Genomic DNA, 18,416 nt, shown 5'->3' on the forward strand with positions numbered 1-18,416 from the left:
CCATGCACGAAAAAGAGCGCCACAGGATCATTCTGTCCGCCGTCCAGGAAAAGCCTGTGGTGACGGTGCAGGAGATGGTCGACCTGACGGAGTCGTCCGAGGCGACGATCCGGCGCGATATCGCGGCTCTTCATGTGCAAAAGCGCCTGCGCCGGGTGCGCGGTGGTGCCGAGGCGATCGCGCCGCCACAATTCATCGGCCTCGCCGGCCGGCCCTTTTCCGTCAACGAAACGATCAACGCCTCGCAGAAGCGTGCGATCGCCCGCGAAGCGGTCGAATTGTGCGGGGATGGCGAGCCGATCATCATCAATGGCGGCACCACCACCTTCCAGATGGTGCATTTCCTGACCGGCCGCCGCATGCCGATCTTCACCAATTCGTTCCCGATCGCCGAGCATCTGCTCAAGCACTCCAAGAACACGGTGATGCTGTCGGGCGGCACGATCTATCGCGAGCAGAACATCATCCTGTCGCCCTTCGACAATGACGTGACGCGCAATTTCTATGCGCGCCGCATGTTCATGGGCGCGCAAGGGCTGGGGCCGCTCGGCCTGATGGAAGGCGACCCGCTGCTGATCCAGGCGGAGCAGAAACTGATCGACCAGGCCGACGAGCTGGTGGTGCTGGTCGATTCCTCGAAATTTCGCAAACGCTCCAGCCTGATCCTGTGCGGCCTGTCGCGCATCGCCACCGTCATCACCGATGACGGCATCGAGGATCGCGAAGCCAAAATGTTGGAGACCGCGGGCGTGACGCTGATCGTCGCCCGCAAGACGGCAAAGGAAGAATCTTCACTGCAGGCCTGAGACACCCTCACGCCCGCAGCGGTGATGGAATGCAACGCTCAAGGGAGGATATTCGATGAGCTTCTTGAAGAAATTGATGGTTACGGCGGCCTTTTCAGCCGCCATGTTCGTGAATGCCGCCTATGCCGAGAACGTCAAGATCGCGCTGGTGGTGAAGTCGCTCGGCAACGGCTTCTTCGACGCCGCCAACAAGGGCGCCGAAGAGGCAGCCAAGGAACTCGGCGATGTCGACATCATCTACACCGGCCCGACCAAGGCGACCGCCGAAGCGCAGATCGAAGTGGTCAATTCGCTGATCGCCCAGAAGGTCAACGCCATCGCGATTTCCGCCAATGACGCCGACGCGCTGGTGCCGGTGCTGAAGAAGGCCATGGAGCGCGGCATCACCGTCATCTCCTGGGATTCGGGCGTTGCCAAGGAAGGCCGCCAGCTTCACCTCAACCCGTCCGACACCGGCCTGATCGGCGAGACGATCATCAAGCTCGCCGCCGACTATCTGCCTGAGGGCGGCGACGTCGCCATCCTGTCGGCCTCCTCGACCGCGACCAACCAGAACGCCTGGATCGACGCGGCCAAGAAAATCCTGCCGGAGAAGTTCCCCAAGATCAAACTCGTCGCCACCGTCTATGGCGATGACGACTCGGCCAAGAGCACCGACGAAGCCAAGGGCCTGCTGAAGTCCTACCCGAACCTCAAGGCGATCATCGCGCCGACCACCGTCGGCGTCGTTGCCGCCGCCCAGGTCGTCACCGACGAGAACCTGATCGGCAAGGTCAATGTCACCGGCCTGGCGCTGCCGTCCGAGTTCAAGAAGTTCATCGACAACGGTGCTTCACAGGCCGTGGCTCTTTGGAACCCGATCGACCTCGGGTACTCCGCCGTCTACCTCGCCCATGATCTGGCGGTGAAGAAGGAAGAGGCCAAGCCCGGCGCGACGCTGTCGATCGGCCGCGTCGGCAAGGTCACGCTCGACGATACCAACTCGGCTGCGATGGCTCCGCCCTTCCAGTTCGACAAGACCAACATCGAGAAGTTCTCCAAGATCTATTGATCTGGGGCACTTGCACCCTCCCCCTTGTGGGGAGGGTCGGCGAGGCGGTCTTGCGAAGCAAAACCGGCGAGACGGGGTGGGGGTGGCGACATCTCCACGCACCAGGACCTTGATATGCTAGACAACCCCCACCCCGCTCACGTTGTTCGCGACTCTCCCCACAAGGGGGAGGGTGAAGCGGCGCCACGCCTGACGCTGTCCGGCATCTCGAAGAGCTTTCCCGGCGTGCGGGCGCTGCACGATGTCAGCCTGTCGCTCTATCCCGGCCAGGTGACGGCGTTGATCGGCGAAAACGGCGCCGGCAAGTCGACGCTGGTCAAGATCATGACCGGCATCTACCAGCCCGACGCCGGCACGATCAGCATCGACGACCGGGCCGTCACTTTGCACAGCGCGCATGCCGCTTTCGGCCATGGCGTCACCGCCATCCATCAGGAAACCGTGCTGTTCGACGATCTGAGCGTCGCCGAAAACATCTTTCTCGGCCACGCGCCGCGCACGCGCTTCGGCACAATCGACTGGCGCATGATGCGCAAAAATGCGCGCGAAGTGCTCGACACCATGCATGCCGGCCATATCGACGCCGATGCGCGGCTGAAGGACCTCGGCATCGCCAACAAGCACCTGGTCGCCGTCGCCCGTGCCATGTCGATCGACGCGCAGATCGTCATCATGGACGAGCCGACCGCGGCGCTGTCGATGAAGGAGATCGAGGAGCTCTTCCTGCTGATCGAGTTCCTCAAGAGCGAAGGCAAGGCGATCCTGTTCATCAGCCACAAGTTCGACGAGATTTATCGGATCGCCGACCGCTACACGGTGTTCCGCGATGGCGAGATGGTCGGCGAAGGGCTGATCAGGGATGCCGGCCAGAGCCAGATCGTGCGCATGATGGTCGGCCGCTCGGTCGACCATATCTTTCCGCAGCGCAAGGCCGAGATCGGCGCGCCGGTGCTGTCCGTCGCCGGCCTGTCGCACCCGACCGAATTCAACGATATCGGTTTCGAACTGCACAAGGGCGAGATCCTCGGCTTCTACGGCCTTGTCGGCGCCGGGCGCAGCGAGGTGATGCAGGCGATATCGGGCATCACCCGCACATCAGCCGGCACGATCACGCTGGAAGGCAAGGTAATCGCGCCCAAATCGGCGGCGGATTCGATCGAGGCTGGCATCGTCTACGTGCCGGAAGAGCGCGGCAAGCAGGGCGTGGTGATCGGCCTGCCAATCTTCCAGAACGTCTCGCTGCCGTCGCTGAAGCGTACCTCCAAGTCCGGCCTGTTGCGGCTGGCGGAGGAGTTTTCGCTCGCCCGCTCCTATACCGAGCGGCTGGATCTCAGGGCCTCTTCGCTCAGCCAGGATGTCGGCACGCTGTCGGGCGGCAACCAGCAGAAGATCGTCATCGCCAAATGGCTGGCGACGTCGCCCAAGGTGATCATTCTGGACGAACCAACCAAGGGCATCGACATCGGTTCCAAGGCCGCCGTGCACGGCTTCATGGCCGAGCTCGTCGCGCAGGGCCTGTCGGTGATCATGGTGTCGTCGGAGCTGCCGGAGATTCTCGGCATGTCCGACCGCGTCGTGGTCATGCGTGAAGGCCTTGTCGCGGCGGTCTATGATAATAAAGGGCTAGACGCCGAGACGCTGGTCCGGACGGCAGCGGGGATCGCGGCATGAAGGCTTTCCTGAAATACCGCGAGGTCTGGCTGGCGGCGGCCATCATCGTGCTGATCGGGCTGATCTCGACTCGCTTCCCGGCATTCGCCGATCCCGGCAATCTGCGCCAGGTGTTCAACGACACCTCGATCCTGATGATCCTGGCGCTCGGCCAGATGGTGGTCATCCTGACCCGGTCGATCGACCTGTCGATGGCCTCGAACCTGTGCTTCACCGGCATGGTGGTGGCGATGCTGAATGCGGCACACCCGGCGATCCCGATCCCGTTGCTGATCGTCATTGCGCTGGTCGTCGGACTGGTTCTGGGTGCCATCAACGGCCTTCTGGTATGGCGGTTGAACATTCCGTCAATCGTGGTGACATTGGGCACGCTGACCATCTATCGCGGCGCGACCTTCGTCCTGTCTGGTGGCGCCTGGGTCAATGCCGACAAGATGAGCCCGGATTTCATCGGCTTCCAGCGCGCGGCCTTCCTCGGCATTCCTGTGCTGTCGTGGATCGCCATCCTGGTCATCGCGCTGTTCTTCGTGCTGATGACGCGAACGGCGCTTGGCCGCTCGATCTACGCCATCGGCGTCAACCCGACGGCGTCGGTCTATACCGGCATCGATGTCGGCCGGACCAAATTCATCGTCTTCTGCATCTCCGGCATGATCGGCGGGCTTGCCGGCTATCTCTGGATCTCGCGCTATGTGATCGCCTCGGTCGAGGTCGCCAATGGCTATGAACTCAACATCATCGCCGCTTGCGTCATCGGCGGCATCTCGATCGCCGGCGGCATCGGCTCGGTCGGCGGCGCGGTGCTGGGTGCGCTGTTCCTCGGCATCATCTCCAACGCGCTGCCGGTCATCAACATCTCGCCCTTCTGGCAGATGGCGATTTCAGGCAGCGCCATCATCCTTGCCGTCGTGCTCAACGCGCGCGGCGAACGCCAGCAGGGCCGCATCATCCTGAGGAAAGTGGAGGCGGCATGACCGACATCCCTGCCCCGCGCCATATTCCCGACCGGCTCGACAAGCCGCTGTCCTCGGCGATCTTTTCCTGGGAGGCGCTGCTGGTCGTGGTGGCCGTCGCCATCTTCGCCATCAACAGCTTCGCCTCGCCTTATTTTCTCGACCCCTATTCGCTGTCGGATCTGACCTTCAACTTCACCGAGAAGGGCCTGATCGCCTTTGCCATGGCGCTGCTGATCATTTCCGGCGAAATCGACCTGTCGGTGGCCGCCATCATCGCGCTCGCCTCGACGATGATGGGCATGGCGGTGCAGGCCGGCGCCGGCACACCGGTGCTGGTGCTGATCGGCATCGTCGTCGGGCTCGGCTGCGGCGCTTTCAACGGGCTCTTGGTGACAAGGCTCGGCCTGCCGTCGATCGTCGTCACCATCGGCACGATGAGCCTGTTCCGCGGCATCGCCTTCATCATCCTCGGCGACCAAGCCTATAAGGGTTATCCCGAAAGTTTTGCTTTCTTCGGCCAGGGTTACGTCTGGTGGGTGGTGTCGTTCGAGCTGGTGCTCTTCCTCATCGCGGCTGTCGTCTACTGGTTCCTGCTGCATCGCACGAGTTTCGGCCGCCGTGTCTTTGCCATCGGCAACAACCCGGTCGCGGCGCAGTTTTCCGGCGTGCGCGTCGGCCGCATCAAATTCATCCTGTTCTGCCTGACCGGGCTGATGTCCGGCATCGCCTCAGTGCTGATCACCTCGCGCCTCGGCTCGACCCGCCCGTCGATCGCGCAAGGTTATGAGCTCGAAGTCATCACCATGGTGGTGCTCGGCGGCGTCAGCATTCTGGGCGGTGCCGGCAGCATTGTCGGCGTGGTGCTTGCCGCCTTCATCATGGGGCTGGTGACCTTCGGGCTTGGCCTGCTCAACGTGCCTGGCATCGTCATGTCGATCTTCATCGGCCTGCTGCTGATCATCGTCATCGCATTGCCGATCGTCTGGCGGCGGCTGCGCGGTGGACGCTGATGCCGGAAAAGCACGCGTTCAAGATGAAGCTCAAACCGGGCATGAAGGCCGAGTACAGGAAGCGCCATGACGAGATCTGGCCGTCGCTGGTCGCGCTCTTGAAGCAAGCCGGCGTGTCCGATTATTCGATCCATCTCGACGAAGAGACCAACATCCTGTTCGGCGTGCTGTGGCGGCGCGATGACCATGGCATGGCCGACCTGCCGAAGCACCCGGTGATGCAGCGCTGGTGGGCCCACATGGCCGACATCATGGAAACGAAGCCGGACAATGAGCCGGTGGCCGTGCCGCTGGAAACAATGTTCCATATGGCATGAGTGCTCCGCGCCACATCACCGTCATCGATATCGGCAAGACCAACGCCAAGGTGGCGCTGGTCGATCTCATGACATTGAGCGAGGTGGCGCTGCGCCGCACGGCCAACGCGCCGCTGCGGCAGGCGCCCTACCCGCATCACGATGTCGAGGCGCTGTGGACGTTCATCCTCGACAGCCTGGCCAGCCTCAACCGCCAACAGCGCATCGACGCCATTTCGATCACCACCCACGGCGCGACGGGCGCGCTGGTGGACGCTTCGGGTAAACTCGTTTTGCCTGTCCTCGACTATGAATTCGATGGCCCCGACACGCTGTCGTCGGAGTACGATGCGATCCGCCCGCCTTTCGCCGAGACCGGCACGCCGCGGCTGCCGCTCGGCCTCAATCTCGGCGCGCAGTTCTTCTGGCAGCAAAGAAACTTCCCGGCGGAATTCGCCAAGGCCGCCGCGCTGCTGATGTATCCGCAATTCTGGGCTTTGCGCCTGACCGGCGTCACCGCCAATGAGGTGACTTCGCTTGGTTGCCACACCGATCTGTGGAACCCGTGGACCGCGGATTTTTCATCATTGGTCGACGGCCTGAAATGGCGCCGGCTGATGGCGCCGGTGCGGCTGGCCAGAGATCGTCTCGGGCCAATCCTGCCCGTGCTTGCCGCGCGCACCGGCCTTGATCCGCAAACGCCGGTGTTCTGCGGCCTGCACGATTCCAACGCCTCGCTGCTGCCGCATCTCGTGTCCGACGCGCCACCCTTCTCAGTCGTCTCGACCGGCACCTGGGTGGTGTCGATGGCGGTCGGCGGCAGGCCGGTCAAGCTCGACCCAGCGCGCGACACTTTGGTCAATGTCAACGCACTGGGCGACCCGGTCCCCTCGGCCCGGTTCATGGGTGGTCGAGAGTTTTCGCTGCTGACAGAAGGGCAGCCGGAGAACTGGACCGAAGACGATATCGGTGCCGTGCTGGCGCGAAAGACGTTGCTGCTGCCTTCGACCCAGCAAGGGTCAGGGCCGTTCCCACACCAGGCCGCAACATGGTTCAATGCCGATGGCATCAGCAACGGCCAGCGTTTTGCCGCCATCTCGTTCTATCTGGCACTGATGACGGCGACCTGCCTCGACTTGATCGGCGCCGACGGCCCGACAACGGTCGAAGGACCCTTTGCCCGCAACCGGCTGTTCGTCGGCATGCTGGCGGCAAGCACAGGTCGCGCCGTCGTCGCCTCCGAAGCCGCCACCGGCACCAGCATTGGCGCAGCATTGCTGGCATCGGATCAGGTCACGGCGCATGGCAAAGGCGAAAGACTGGAGCAGCCGACCGACGCGGCCTGGGCCGGCTATGTCAGCGCCTGGCGCGCGGCGGTCGAAGTACGGGCCTGATCACAGGATCCGCTTGCCGAAGGCCGACATGACGAAGTTCACCGTGTCGGTGCCGATCCTGGGCTCCATATCCCCGGTCAAGCCCGAAACATCCATCGACAGCAGGCCGCCGGAGAGCGCGATCGCCTCCATTGCCTGATGCGTTTCGCGCACTGTCAGCCCGCCGGAGCCAGCCGCCCAGCCGGCGAATTCGGTGGCTGTCGTCGAATAGCTGACATGAAAGCCTTGCGTGCCCGATGTGGCGATGCGGATCGCCTCATGCATCAGGTCGCGCATGCCCATGGCGTCGATATCGGTCATGGTGAAGGCCGAGACACGCGAATCCTTCAGCACCCGCGCCTCGGCCGGATCGGCATGGCGCAGGCCGACGATGACGACATTTTCCGGCGACAGCTGCGGCTGCAGCGCGCCGGCCTTGTGATCAAGACCGAGGGTACGCGCCAGCACCGAGGCCTCCGGCAGGTCGATGCCCTCTTCGTCCTCGGGCATCAGCGCGGCGATGGAATCGATCCAGATCAGGCCGAAGGAATGCGTCGCGCGCGCCGTCGCCGTCAGCGCCTTGTGGGCGACGCGGCGGTCGGCGCCGGCAGCGAGCCGTATCAACCCGGAGGGCGGCCGCTCGACATCGGCGAGTTCCACAACATCGAAATTCATCGCTTCCAGCCGCGCGCCGGTTCCCTCGCGGGCGAGGATGCCGCCGGCCTCCTGTTCGGCCGAGATCGACACCATCTTGCGGCCGGAAAAGTCGGCGACGTCATGCATCGGCGCCTTCTCGACATACTCCGACGTCATCGCCAGCAGCATGGCGCCATAGCTCATGCGGAAGGCGACGCGGTCGCCGACAGTGGGCCGCGGTTCGGCGTCCTGCACGTCGAGCAGCAGATGGTCGCTGGAGGCGCCGAGCACGCGAATCCCCTTGGCGATCGGCGTCAGCCCTTCGACCAGCACGTCCTCGCGGCCGATATTGGCGATGGCGCGCAGCCTGTCGCCCTCGTCGGGGAAGACCGGCTGGTTGCCGAAAGCATCGTAGCCGGACTCGCCGATCGGCCGCGAGGGCTTGAGCTTGACTTCGATGATATCGCTGGTCAGGCGGCAGGCATCGGGCTCGAGTTCAGCCCATGGCACATCGCGGAAGGTCTCGACGCCGCCTTGCAGGATCGCCTCGCCGACCCTGAGATTGTTGATGCCGGCCGGCAGCCTGCCCTCGAGCAGCAGCGTCAGCGACGACGACGCCCCGCCTGAGATCCAGTCGAGGCTTTTGCCGGACAGGCGCTCGGTCTTGTAGGCGTGGGCGACGAGCTGGCCGAGATTCTCCGGTGTCGGCATGATGGCGCCGAAGCAGCCGAGATTGGTGCCGATGCCGGCGATGCGCACGCCCTTGAACTCGAGGATCCGCTCGACGGTGGGGATCAGGTCACTCGGCCAGATGCCTTCGCGGAGATCGCCGAGATCGATCATCAGCATGATGTCGTGGACGCGGCCCATGCGCTCGGCGATGCGCGAGATCTCGCGGATGGTGGCGAGTTCCGACTGCAGGCTGATGTCGACGGTGCGCACCACCTCCTCGACACGCGCCATGGGCGGGCTGCGCAGCAGCATGATCGGTGCGTTGATGCCGCTGTCGCGCAGCCGGCGGATGTTTTCGAAACGCGATTCGGCAATGCCGGCGACGTCGCCGCGCAGCATGGCACGCGCCACTTGCGGCATGCCGCACGTGCCCTTGGTGACGCCGAACACCTTGATGCCAGACAGCGCACAGCGCTCGACGATGGTGCGGGCGTTGCGCTCGATACGGCCAAGGTCGATGGCGACTTGCGGTCCCGACATTTTTATCCCCTGTAGACCAACCCCTGCGGGTCGATCTCGGGCTTACGGCCGGCAACGAGGTCGGCCAGGAATTTTCCGGAGCCGCAGGCCATGGTCCAACCGACATGGCCGTGGCCGGTATCGAGATAGAGGTTTTTGTAACGCGCCTGGCCGATGACCGGCACGGAGTTCGGCATCATCGGCCGCAGGCCTGCCCACAGTTCCGCTTTCTTCTCGTCGAAGGCGCCGGGGAACAGGTCCTTTCCGGTCCTGAACATGGTGGCGAAGTCGCTGGGCTTGTGGGTGCGGTCGAAGCCGGTGAATTCGGCCGTCGAGGCCAGCCGCAGCCGGTTGCCAAGGCGCGAATAGGCCATGAGTTGGTCCTCGTCGGCGCCGCCCATGGTTGGCCCATTGCTCTCGTCCTCCAGCGGAATGGTCGCCGTATAACCCTTCACCGGGTAGACCGGCAGATCGATGCCGTAGCGGCGGCCGAGCAGGCCGCTTTCCGGCCCCATCGAGATGACCACCGCGTCGCCGGCTACAGGTCCGGCCGAGGTCATCACCGCGCGTACACGGTCGCCGTCGATATCGAGACCTTGGACCGTGGTATCGAACAGGAATTTGACGCCAAGCTTTTCGCTGATATAGGCGGCGAGATTGTCGACGAACATTCTGGAATCGCCAGTCTGGTCGATCGGCGAATAGACGCCGCCGGCGATCTTCTCCTTCACCCCGGCAAGACCCGGTTCCAGCTCGACCAGCCGGTCGCGGCCGACAATCTCGATCGGCAGGCCATGCTCGGCCAGATAGCGGTAATTGTCGGTGCCGGTGTCGAGGCTGTGCTGCGAGCGGAAGAAATAGAGAATGCCTTTCTTGCGCTCGTCATAGTGGATGCCGGTGTCGGCCGAGATGGCGTTGATGCACTCGCGCGAATAGAGCGCCAGCCGCAGCTTGACCTCACTGTTGGCGCGCAGACGGGCCACTGTGCACTGGCGCAGGAAGCGCAAGCTCCAGGCAAGAAAATAGGGATCGAAGCGCAGCCGCACCTTGATGCCGAGATCATGGTTCCAGAGTGCGCGCAGAAACGTCTTCAGGGCCGCCGGCGAGGCCCAGGCGGTGGCATCGCCCGGCGAAACCAGGCCGGCATTGGACTGGCTGGTTCCGCGCGCCGGCGCCGGGTGGCGCTCGATCACGGTGACCTCGTGGCCATCGGCAGCCAGATAATAGGCGGCCGCCGTACCGACAACGCCGGCCCCGAGCACCGTTATCTTCATGCCATCCCCCTAAGCTCTTCGCGGCACGGCGCCTCCACGCTGTGTCGCGACTGCTTCCATAGCGCGTCACCGCGCGCCTTGCGAGCCCTTGGGGGACCTGGCTCAGCCGCGCGCGGAGTTCTTGCTGGTCAGGATGCGCTCCCAAGCAAGCGCATCGGCAACGATCTGGTCGAGATCGTCACGTTGCGGCGTCCAGCCGAGTTCCGCCCGGGCGAGGTCCGAATTCGCGACAACAGCGGCGGCGTCACCGGGACGCCGGTCGCCCATCTTGACCTCGAAATCGCGGCCAAAAGCACGCCGAACGCTCTCGATCACCTCGAGCACCGAATAGCCATGGCTGTAGCCGCAATTGGCGACGAGGCTCTGTCCTCCATCGCGCAGCCGCTGCAGGGCCAGGCGATGCGCCGCCGCCAGGTCGCTGACATGGATGTAATCGCGCATGCAGGTGCCGTCCGGCGTCGGATAGTCGGTGCCGAATACCTGCATGAACGGACGCTTGCCGAGCGCGGTCTCGCAGGCGACCTTGATCAGATGGGTGGCGCCAGGCGTCGACTGGCCGGTGCGGCCCTTCGGGTCGGCGCCGGCGACGTTGAAATAGCGCAGCGCCGTGTAGCGGATGTCGTGCGCGAGGCCGGCATCGCGCAACATCCACTCGCTCATCAGCTTGGACAGGCCATAGGGCGATTCCGGCGCCAGGCGGGCATCTTCGCGCACCGGCTCCAGCCCGGCGCCGCCATAGACGGCGGCGGTCGAGGAAAAGATGAAATGCGGCACGCCCTCGCGCACCGCGGTTTCGATCAGCGTGCGGGTCTTCGAGGTGTTGTTCTCGTAGTAGGCGAGCGGGTCGGCGACCGATTCCGGCACCACGATCGAACCGGCGAAATGGATGATCGCATCGACATGATTGTCCCTGATGATCGAACCGACCAATTCCTTGTCGGCGACATCGCCGACGACCAGCTTTGCCTCCGGCGCCACCGCCCATTCGAAGCCGGTGGAAAGACGGTCGAGCACGACCACGCTTTCGCCGGCATCCAGCAATTCCCACACCATGTGGCTGCCGATATAGCCGGCACCGCCTGTCACCAAAACCGTCATCCGCATCCTCGCATCTCAAGATTTATCGGAAACTGTCTCAAACACCGCCTTACTGGAAAGCCTGCGGCATGGCCATTAGAACCCTCGGTAACCGGCGTTCACCAAATGTGGCATCGTGCTGAAACAAACGTGATCCACAGAGTGTATCGTGGAGTGGGAATAGGCCACGATCCGCCATCGTTAGGAACAGGTGCGGGGCGTGGCATTTTGACCAAAACGGCCCGGTGGACGACCAATAGGCCAATGATTATGATCCCGCGCAAAATTGGGAAGCCGACATGAACTACCAGCGGTTCTTCGAAGAAGCGATCGACCAGCTCCATGCGGAGCGTCGCTATCGTGTCTTCGCCGACCTCGAGCGCATCGCGGGCAAGTTTCCGCGCGCCATCTGGCGCTCCAATGGCCGCGCCGAGGAAATCACCGTCTGGTGCTCCAACGATTATCTCGGCATGGGCCAGCACCCCGATGTCATCGCCGCGTTTCAGGAAGCGGCCGGCAAGATGGGGTCGGGCGCCGGCGGCACCCGCAACATTTCCGGCACCTCCAACCCGCTGGTCGAACTCGAGCATGAGCTTGCCGACCTGCACGGCAAGGACGCGGCACTGGTCTTCACCTCCGGCTTCGTCTCCAACGAAGCGTCGATCTCGACCATCGCGCGGCTGTTGCCCAATTGCCTGATCATTTCGGACGAACTGAACCACGCCTCGATGATCGAAGGCGTGCGGCGCTCGGGCGCCGAGAAGAAGATCTTCCGGCACAATGACGTCGCGCATCTGGAAAGCCTGCTGCAGGCGGCCGGGCGCGAACGGGCCAAGCTGATCGTCTTCGAAAGCGTCTATTCGATGGATGGCGACATTGCGCCGATCAGGGAGATCGTCGAGCTCGCCGAGCGCTACAACGCCATGACCTATATCGACGAGGTCCATGCTGTCGGCATGTACGGACCGCGCGGCGGCGGCATCACCGAGCGCGAAGGCCTGGCCGACCGCATCGATATCATCGAAGGGACGCTGGCCAAGGCATTCGGAACGCTGGGCGGCTACATCACCGGCACCAGTGCGGTGATCGACGCGGTGCGCTCCTATGCGCCGGGCTTCATCTTCACCACGGCGCTGCCACCGGCGATCGCCGCCGCGGCGACGACATCGATCCGCCATCTCAAGCGCTCGCAGGCCGAGCGCGACGCCCAGCAGCAGCAAGCGAGCCGAACCAAGCAGATCCTGTCGGCGGCCGGCCTGCCGGTGATGGACTCTCCGACCCATATCGTACCGCTCTTGGTTGGCGACCCGGAACTCTGCAAGATGGCCAGCGACCGCCTGCTTGGCGTGCACGGCATCTACATCCAGCCGATCAACTACCCGACCGTGCCGCGCGGCACCGAACGGCTGCGCATCACGCCGACGCCGTTCCATTCCGATGCGCTGATCGCGGGACTGCAGGACGCGCTGGTCGAGACCTGGGATGCACTCGGCATTCCCTACGGCTCCGCCGGCCGGCCCGCGGTGGCGAAGAGCGATCGGATCGTTCCACTCCTGGTGCCCAAGTCGGGCGGCTGACGGTCGGCGGCTAAGGCCGCCGCCTGCTCAAACGGTCTTCATCCACTTCGCCAGCCGGTGTGCGGCTTCCTCGACCTGGTCGAGGCGGCGGTGGAAGCATAGCCGCAGGAAAGCCTCGCCGCCGGGGCCGAAGGCGGTGCCCGGCGCCAAGCCGACATTGGCCTTGTCGACGATGTCGAAGGCGGCCGTGCGGGAATCGGTAATACCGTCGACGGTGAAGAACAGATAGAAGGCGCCCTGCGGCACGGTAAACCGGGCGCGGCCGGTGGCGCCGAGAATGCCGCAGACCAGGTCGCGCGCCTTCCTTGCCCGCTCCACCTGCTCGACGACGAAACCATCGCCCTCGTCGAGCGCGGCGACCGCGCCACGCTGCATGAACTGGGCAACGCCCGAATTCGAATACTGGATCAGGTTCTCGAACACCTGCTGCAGGCTCGGATGCGTCTTGATCCAGCCGACACGCCAGCCGGTCATCGCCCAGTTCTTGGAAAAGGAGTTGACGAACAGGATGCGGTCTTCCGCCGTCGCAATGTCGAGGAAGGAGGGCGCGCGGCCGTGGCCGTAGTGGAACAGCGAATAGATCTCGTCGGCAATGATCCAGAGGTTTTTGGCGCGAGCAAGATCGAGGATCGCCTGCAAGGTCTCGTGATCGGCGGTCCAGCCGGTCGGGTTCGACGGCGTGTTGATGAACAGCGCCTTGGTGCGCGGGGTGATTGCCGCGGCGATCTTCTCGACGTCGCAGGACCAGCCATTGCCGGAATGATCGAGCGTGACCGCGACCGGAACAGCTCCCGACAGTGCCGCCGCAGCGTCGAAATTCGGCCAGGCCGGCGACAGATAGATCGCCTCGTCACCGGCGCCGGCAAGAGCGGTCAGCGCCAGCTGGATGGCATGCATGCCGGATCCGGTGACGATGAATTGCTCCTCCGGAAACGTCTTGCCGAAATGCCTGGTGTAGTAGCGGGCAAGCGCCTGCCTGAGGTCAGGGATGCCCCTCTGCCAGGTGTAGAATGTCTCGCCGCCGGCCAGCGCCTTCGACGCGGCATCGGTGATGAAGGCGGGGGTCGGCAGGTCGCCCTCGCCGGCCCAGAGCGGGATCAGGCCCTCACGCAGGCGGCCGTAGTTGACGACGGCGACAATGCCGCTTTCCGGTGCGGCGCGGGCTTCGGCGCGAAAGCTATCGATCAGGCTCATGGACAAATCCGTTTTTCCCTGGGGTTGCCGCTCTTTACCAGATACGAAAACAGAAAACCCCGGCCGTGAGCGACCGGGGTTTTGGTCCAGCAAGGCCGGCTGATTTATCGCTTGGCGAGCAGATCGCGGATTTCGGTGAGCAGTGCGACATCGGCGGGGGGCGGCGCGGCCGGGGCGGCAGGCTTCTCGCGCTCGAGCCGCCGGCGCAGATTGTTCACCCCTTTGACCATCAGGAAAATGACAAAGGCGATGATCAGGAAGTTCAGCGCCACGGTGATGAAGCTGCCGTAGGCAAAGACCGCGCCTTGCTTGCGCGCATCTTCAAGGTTGGTGGCAGTTACATTGTGCGACAGGCCAATGAAGTAGTTGTTGAAATCGACCCCTCCGAGCGCGCCAATGAAAGGCATGATGACATCGTCGACCAGCGAAGTGACGATCTTGCCGAACGCAGCGCCGATGATGACGCCGACGGCCAAGTCCATCACATTGCCCTTGGAAACGAATTCCTGGAATTCTTTCAGCATTCGACCCTCCTTGTCATGACCGGTCGCGCTGCCGTTCCGTCCTTGCGGCATCGACCCGGCGGCAACATAACAAAAACCTGCGGTTGCAACATGGGCAAAAAGGAGAAAGCAACCGCTTTGTCCTTCCGTCACGGCACCTCGGCCTCCCTCCTGAATCTTGCACCACAACCATGCTGCCAAAGCCGCAATGGACTCCAGCGCCAAGCTGTGATTGCGTTCGGACAAGCCGGATAGAAAGACGGCAAAGGAGGAAAATACAGGCGTGCAGGGCTTGTTCATCGTCATCATCGCGATCGCCTATGTGACGCTGCTGTTCGCCATCGCCAGCCTGGGCGACCGCCGCTCGGCGACATCCGGGCCGAGCCGAGCGCGGCCTTTCATCTATGCGCTCAGCCTGGCCATCTATTGCACGTCCTGGACCTTCTTCGGCTCGGTCGGTCTCTCCTCCGAACGCGGCCTCGAATTCCTCGGCATCTATACCGGCCCGGTGCTGGTGTTCGTGTTCGGTTTTCCGCTGCTCAACCGCATCGTGCGGCTGGCCAAGACGGAGAAGATCACCTCGATCGCCGACTTCCTCGGCGCACGCTACGGCAAAAGCTTTACCGTCGCGGCCATCGCCACGCTGATCGCCACCATCGGGGCGGTGCCCTATATCGCGCTGCAGCTGAAGGCGATTTCCGGCTCGGTCAGCCTGATGGTCGAGCACTATACGGGATCGCCGCCCTCCTTCGATCCGTTCGTCAGCGACATATCGCTGGTCGTCGCCATGCTGCTGGCACTGTTTGCCGTGCTGTTCGGCACCCGTCATGCCGACGCCACCGAACACCAGGACGGGCTAGTGCTGGCGGTGGCGGTCGAAACCGTGGTCAAGCTCGCCGCTTTCCTGGCGATCGGCCTGATGGTCACCTTCCTGATCTTCGGCGGCCCGGGCGACATGTTCGCCAAGCTGGCTGAGAATGCACAGGTGCGCCAGGCGATGGGCTACAACACCTCGCTCGCCACCTGGCTGGTGCTGACGGGCTTGAGCGGCTTTGCCATCATCATGCTGCCGCGGCAGTTCTACGTCACCATCGTCGAGAACCGCGGCGAGGCCGAATTGCGCACCGCGACCTGGGTGTTTCCGCTCTACCTCGTGGCGATCAACCTGTTCGTGCTGCCGATCGCCTTTGCCGGCCTGTCGCTGGTCGGCACCGGCACCAGCAGCGATCTCTACGTGCTGTCGCTGCCGCTGTTCAGCGGCCACGACGTGCTCGCCATGGCGGCCTTCATCGGCGGGCTGTCGGCGGCAACAGCGATGGTCATCGTCGAAAGCGTGGCGCTGTCGATCATGATCTCCAACGACCTCGTCATTCCGCTGTTCGTGCGCCGCCTGCTCAAGACCTCGACTTCCGAGAATGAGGACTGGTCGACGCTGATCCTCAATGTGCGGCGCGGGGCGATCTTCATCCTGTTGTTCATCGCCTTCCTCTACTATCGCGAGAGCACCAACAGCGCGCGGCTGTCGTCGATCGGGCTGATGTCCTTCGCGGCCATCGCGCAATTCGCGCCGGCGCTGATCGGCGGGCTGATCTGGCGCGGCGCCAATGGCAGGGGTGCCGCACTCGGCATGGTCGCCGGCATCCTCGTCTGGGGCTACACGCTGCTGCTGCCGTCGTTTGTCGCGCCCGATACCGACATCCTCATGCATGGGCTGTTCGGCTTCGAGGCGCTGCGGCCGCAGGCGCTGTTCGGCACGGTCGCCGAACCGCTGAACCATGGCGTGTTGTGGAGCCTGTCGATCAATACGCTGTTCTTCGTCCTTGGCTCGCTGTCGCGCGCGTCAGTGCCGCTGGAGCGCATCCAGGCGTCGATCTTCGTGCCAAGGGATGCCGGCCCGATGCCCAGCCTGCGCCGCTTCCGCACCGCCATCACCGTCAACGACCTCAAGGACACGATCGCACGCTATCTCGGCACCGAGCGCACCGAGCGCTCGTTCCAGTCGTTCGAGAAGACCAACGGCACCTCGCTGCACGGCAAGGAGCAGGCGAGCATGGACGTCATCCGCTTCTCCGAGCAGCTTCTGGCCAGCGCCGTCGGCTCCTCCTCGGCGCGGCTGATCCTGTCGCTGCTGTTTCGGCGCCACGACCGCGAATCCCGGGATGCCTTCCGCCTGCTCGACGACGCCACCGAGGCGCTGCAGCACAATCGCGACCTGCTGCAGATCGCGCTCGACCAGATGGAGCAAGGTATCACTGTCTTCGACCGGGATTTCCGCCTGATCTGCTGGAACCGCCAGTACAGGACGCTGTTCGACCTGCCCGACGAGATGGGCCAGGTCGGCGTTTCGCTCGACCAGATCCTGCGCCATCTCGCCGAGCGCGGCGACATCCCCGCCGACCAGCGCGTGACGATGCTCAACCGGCTGACCAGCTTCGTCAGCCCCTGGCAGATGGAGTTGAAGACCAGCGGCCGCATCCTGGAGCTGCGCTCCAACCCGATGCCGGATGGCGGCATCGTCGCCACCTATGCCGACATTTCCGGACGCGTCGAGCAGGATCTGGCGTTGAAGCGCGCCAATGAATCGCTGGAGCAGCGGGTCAAGACCCGCACCATCGAGTTGACCCGGGTCAACGAGGAGTTGGCGCAGGCGCAGATGCTGGCCGAGGAGGCCAATCTCGGCAAGACACGCTTCCTCGCCGCCGCCGGCCACGACATCCTGCAGCCGCTGAACGCCGCCCGGCTCTATTGCTCGTCGCTGATCGAGAAGGCCGGCAAGGGGCCGGCCGGCAAGGCGGCGGTCAACATCGAATCCTCGCTGGAATCGGTCGAGACCATTTTGGGCGCCGTGCTCGACATCTCGCGCCTCGATGCCGGCGCGATGAAGCCGGACGACACCGCTTTCAACCTCGACGGATTGCTGCGCCAGATAGGCAATGATTTTCGGCCAATGGCGGCGGAGAAAAAGCTCGGCCTGACGATCATGCCGTCGTCGCTGACGGTGGTGACCGACCGCAATTTGCTGCGCCGCCTGATCCAGAACCTCGTCTCCAACGCGATTAAATATACCCGCAGGGGCCGCATCCTGGTCGGCGTTCGGCGGCGCGGTGAATTGGCGGAGATCCAGGTGATCGATACCGGCATCGGCATCGCCGGCGACAAGCTGAACACCGTCTTCCATGAGTTCACCCGGCTGGATGAAGGCGCGCGCGAAGCCGAGGGCCTTGGTCTTGGCCTCTCCATCGTCGACCGCATCGCCCGGGTGCTCAGGCTCGAAATCCGTATTTTCTCCAATCCGGGCCGAGGTACGCGCTTTTCCGTCATCCTGCCCGTCGCGGCGGTGCAGGAGCCGCGACGCGAGGTCGAAACCAAGGCGCCCGCCCGTGCCGCGGCTTCGCTGGCCGGGCTCAATGTGCTCTGTATCGACAATGACGCCCGCATCCTTGAAGGCATGCGGCTGTTGCTCGAAGGCTGGGGATGCAAGGTCGACACGGTGTCCGGCTCACGCGATCTGGAGAACGCCGCGATACACCGCCCGGACATCGTGCTCGCCGACTATCATCTCGACGGCGAAACCGGTCTCGACATCATTGCCAGGTTGCGCGCCATCCATGGCGACGACCTGCCGGCCGTGCTGGTCACCGCCGACCGTTCCAACGAGGTGCGGGCGGCGGCCGGCGGGCTTGAGATCGCGGTGATCAACAAGCCGCTGAAACCGGCAGTGCTGCGCTCGATGATGGCCAGAGTCAGGCCGCTGGCATCGGCGGCAGAGTAACGCCAAGGGCGGACCGGGCAGAGCCGGCG

The 18,416-nt window shown here is 64.0% G+C and carries 14 protein-coding genes; 9 read left to right on the plus strand and 5 right to left on the minus strand.

What is annotated here, in order from left to right:
• Positions 1 to 2 precede the first annotated feature (2 nt).
• The 7 genes from CKW40_RS02180 to CKW40_RS02210 all read left to right on the plus strand — a co-directional run bounded on the left by CKW40_RS02180 (position 3) and on the right by CKW40_RS02210 (position 7,184).
• A complete protein-coding gene (locus CKW40_RS02180) occupies positions 3 to 806 on the plus strand; it encodes a DeoR/GlpR family DNA-binding transcription regulator (RefSeq protein WP_095198282.1) in 804 nt (267 codons plus the stop codon).
• A 55-nt stretch (positions 807 to 861) separates the two neighbouring features.
• A complete protein-coding gene (rhaS, locus tag CKW40_RS02185; protein WP_065005696.1) occupies positions 862 to 1,857 on the plus strand; it encodes a rhamnose ABC transporter substrate-binding protein in 996 nt (331 codons plus the stop codon).
• A gap of 114 nt (positions 1,858 to 1,971) precedes the next feature.
• Positions 1,972 to 3,528, plus strand: a complete 1,557-nt coding sequence (locus tag CKW40_RS02190) for a sugar ABC transporter ATP-binding protein (RefSeq protein ID WP_179297797.1) — start codon at positions 1,972 to 1,974, stop codon at positions 3,526 to 3,528.
• On the plus strand, positions 3,525 to 4,502 hold the full coding sequence (locus CKW40_RS02195; RefSeq protein WP_095198283.1) for an ABC transporter permease: 978 nt from the start codon (positions 3,525 to 3,527) through the stop codon (positions 4,500 to 4,502). The genes CKW40_RS02190 and CKW40_RS02195 overlap by 4 nt, the downstream gene beginning before the upstream one ends.
• On the plus strand, positions 4,499 to 5,494 hold the full coding sequence (locus CKW40_RS02200) for an ABC transporter permease (protein ID WP_095198284.1): 996 nt from the start codon (positions 4,499 to 4,501) through the stop codon (positions 5,492 to 5,494). The genes CKW40_RS02195 and CKW40_RS02200 overlap by 4 nt, the downstream gene beginning before the upstream one ends.
• A complete protein-coding gene (gene rhaM, locus CKW40_RS02205; RefSeq protein ID WP_095198285.1) occupies positions 5,494 to 5,811 on the plus strand; it encodes an L-rhamnose mutarotase in 318 nt (105 codons plus the stop codon). Before CKW40_RS02200 ends, rhaM begins: the two co-directional genes overlap by 1 nt.
• Entirely contained in the window at positions 5,808 to 7,184 is a 1,377-nt protein-coding gene (locus CKW40_RS02210; RefSeq protein ID WP_095198286.1) for an FGGY-family carbohydrate kinase, read from the plus strand. Before rhaM ends, CKW40_RS02210 begins: the two co-directional genes overlap by 4 nt.
• Here CKW40_RS02210 and CKW40_RS02215 read toward each other — a convergent pair whose 3' ends face one another.
• The 3 genes from CKW40_RS02215 to galE all read right to left on the minus strand — a co-directional run bounded on the left by CKW40_RS02215 (position 7,185) and on the right by galE (position 11,362).
• On the minus strand, positions 7,185 to 9,011 hold the full coding sequence (locus CKW40_RS02215) for an alanine racemase (protein WP_095198287.1): 1,827 nt from the start codon (positions 9,009 to 9,011) through the stop codon (positions 7,185 to 7,187).
• A gap of 2 nt (positions 9,012 to 9,013) precedes the next feature.
• Entirely contained in the window at positions 9,014 to 10,264 is a 1,251-nt protein-coding gene (locus tag CKW40_RS02220; RefSeq protein WP_095198288.1) for a D-amino acid dehydrogenase, read from the minus strand.
• A 102-nt stretch (positions 10,265 to 10,366) separates the two neighbouring features.
• Positions 10,367 to 11,362, minus strand: coding sequence for a UDP-glucose 4-epimerase GalE (galE, locus tag CKW40_RS02225; protein WP_095198289.1), 996 nt, complete (start codon positions 11,360 to 11,362; stop codon positions 10,367 to 10,369).
• A 278-nt stretch (positions 11,363 to 11,640) separates the two neighbouring features.
• Between galE and hemA the strand changes: the two genes are divergently transcribed.
• Complete coding sequence (hemA, locus tag CKW40_RS02230; RefSeq protein WP_095198290.1) at positions 11,641 to 12,918, plus strand: 5-aminolevulinate synthase; 1,278 nt, start codon at positions 11,641 to 11,643, stop codon at positions 12,916 to 12,918.
• A gap of 27 nt (positions 12,919 to 12,945) precedes the next feature.
• Here the strand turns inward: hemA and CKW40_RS02235 are convergent, their stop codons facing one another.
• The gene (locus CKW40_RS02235) at positions 12,946 to 14,112 is read right to left on the minus strand and encodes a pyridoxal phosphate-dependent aminotransferase (protein ID WP_095198291.1); all 1,167 of its coding nucleotides are present in this window, start codon (positions 14,110 to 14,112) and stop codon (positions 12,946 to 12,948) included.
• Between the two features lie 104 nt (positions 14,113 to 14,216).
• Positions 14,217 to 14,636, minus strand: a complete 420-nt coding sequence (mscL, locus tag CKW40_RS02240) for a large conductance mechanosensitive channel protein MscL (RefSeq protein WP_095198503.1) — start codon at positions 14,634 to 14,636, stop codon at positions 14,217 to 14,219.
• Between the two features lie 262 nt (positions 14,637 to 14,898).
• Between mscL and CKW40_RS02245 the strand changes: the two genes are divergently transcribed.
• Positions 14,899 to 18,387 carry a PAS domain-containing hybrid sensor histidine kinase/response regulator gene (locus tag CKW40_RS02245; RefSeq protein ID WP_095198504.1) on the plus strand — a complete coding sequence of 1,163 codons (3,489 nt, stop codon included), beginning with the start codon at positions 14,899 to 14,901 and terminating at the stop codon, positions 18,385 to 18,387.
• The last annotated feature ends 29 nt before the right edge of the window (positions 18,388 to 18,416 follow it).

The organism is Mesorhizobium carmichaelinearum (assembly GCF_900199455.1).
Classification (GTDB): domain Bacteria; phylum Pseudomonadota; class Alphaproteobacteria; order Rhizobiales; family Rhizobiaceae; genus Mesorhizobium; species Mesorhizobium carmichaelinearum.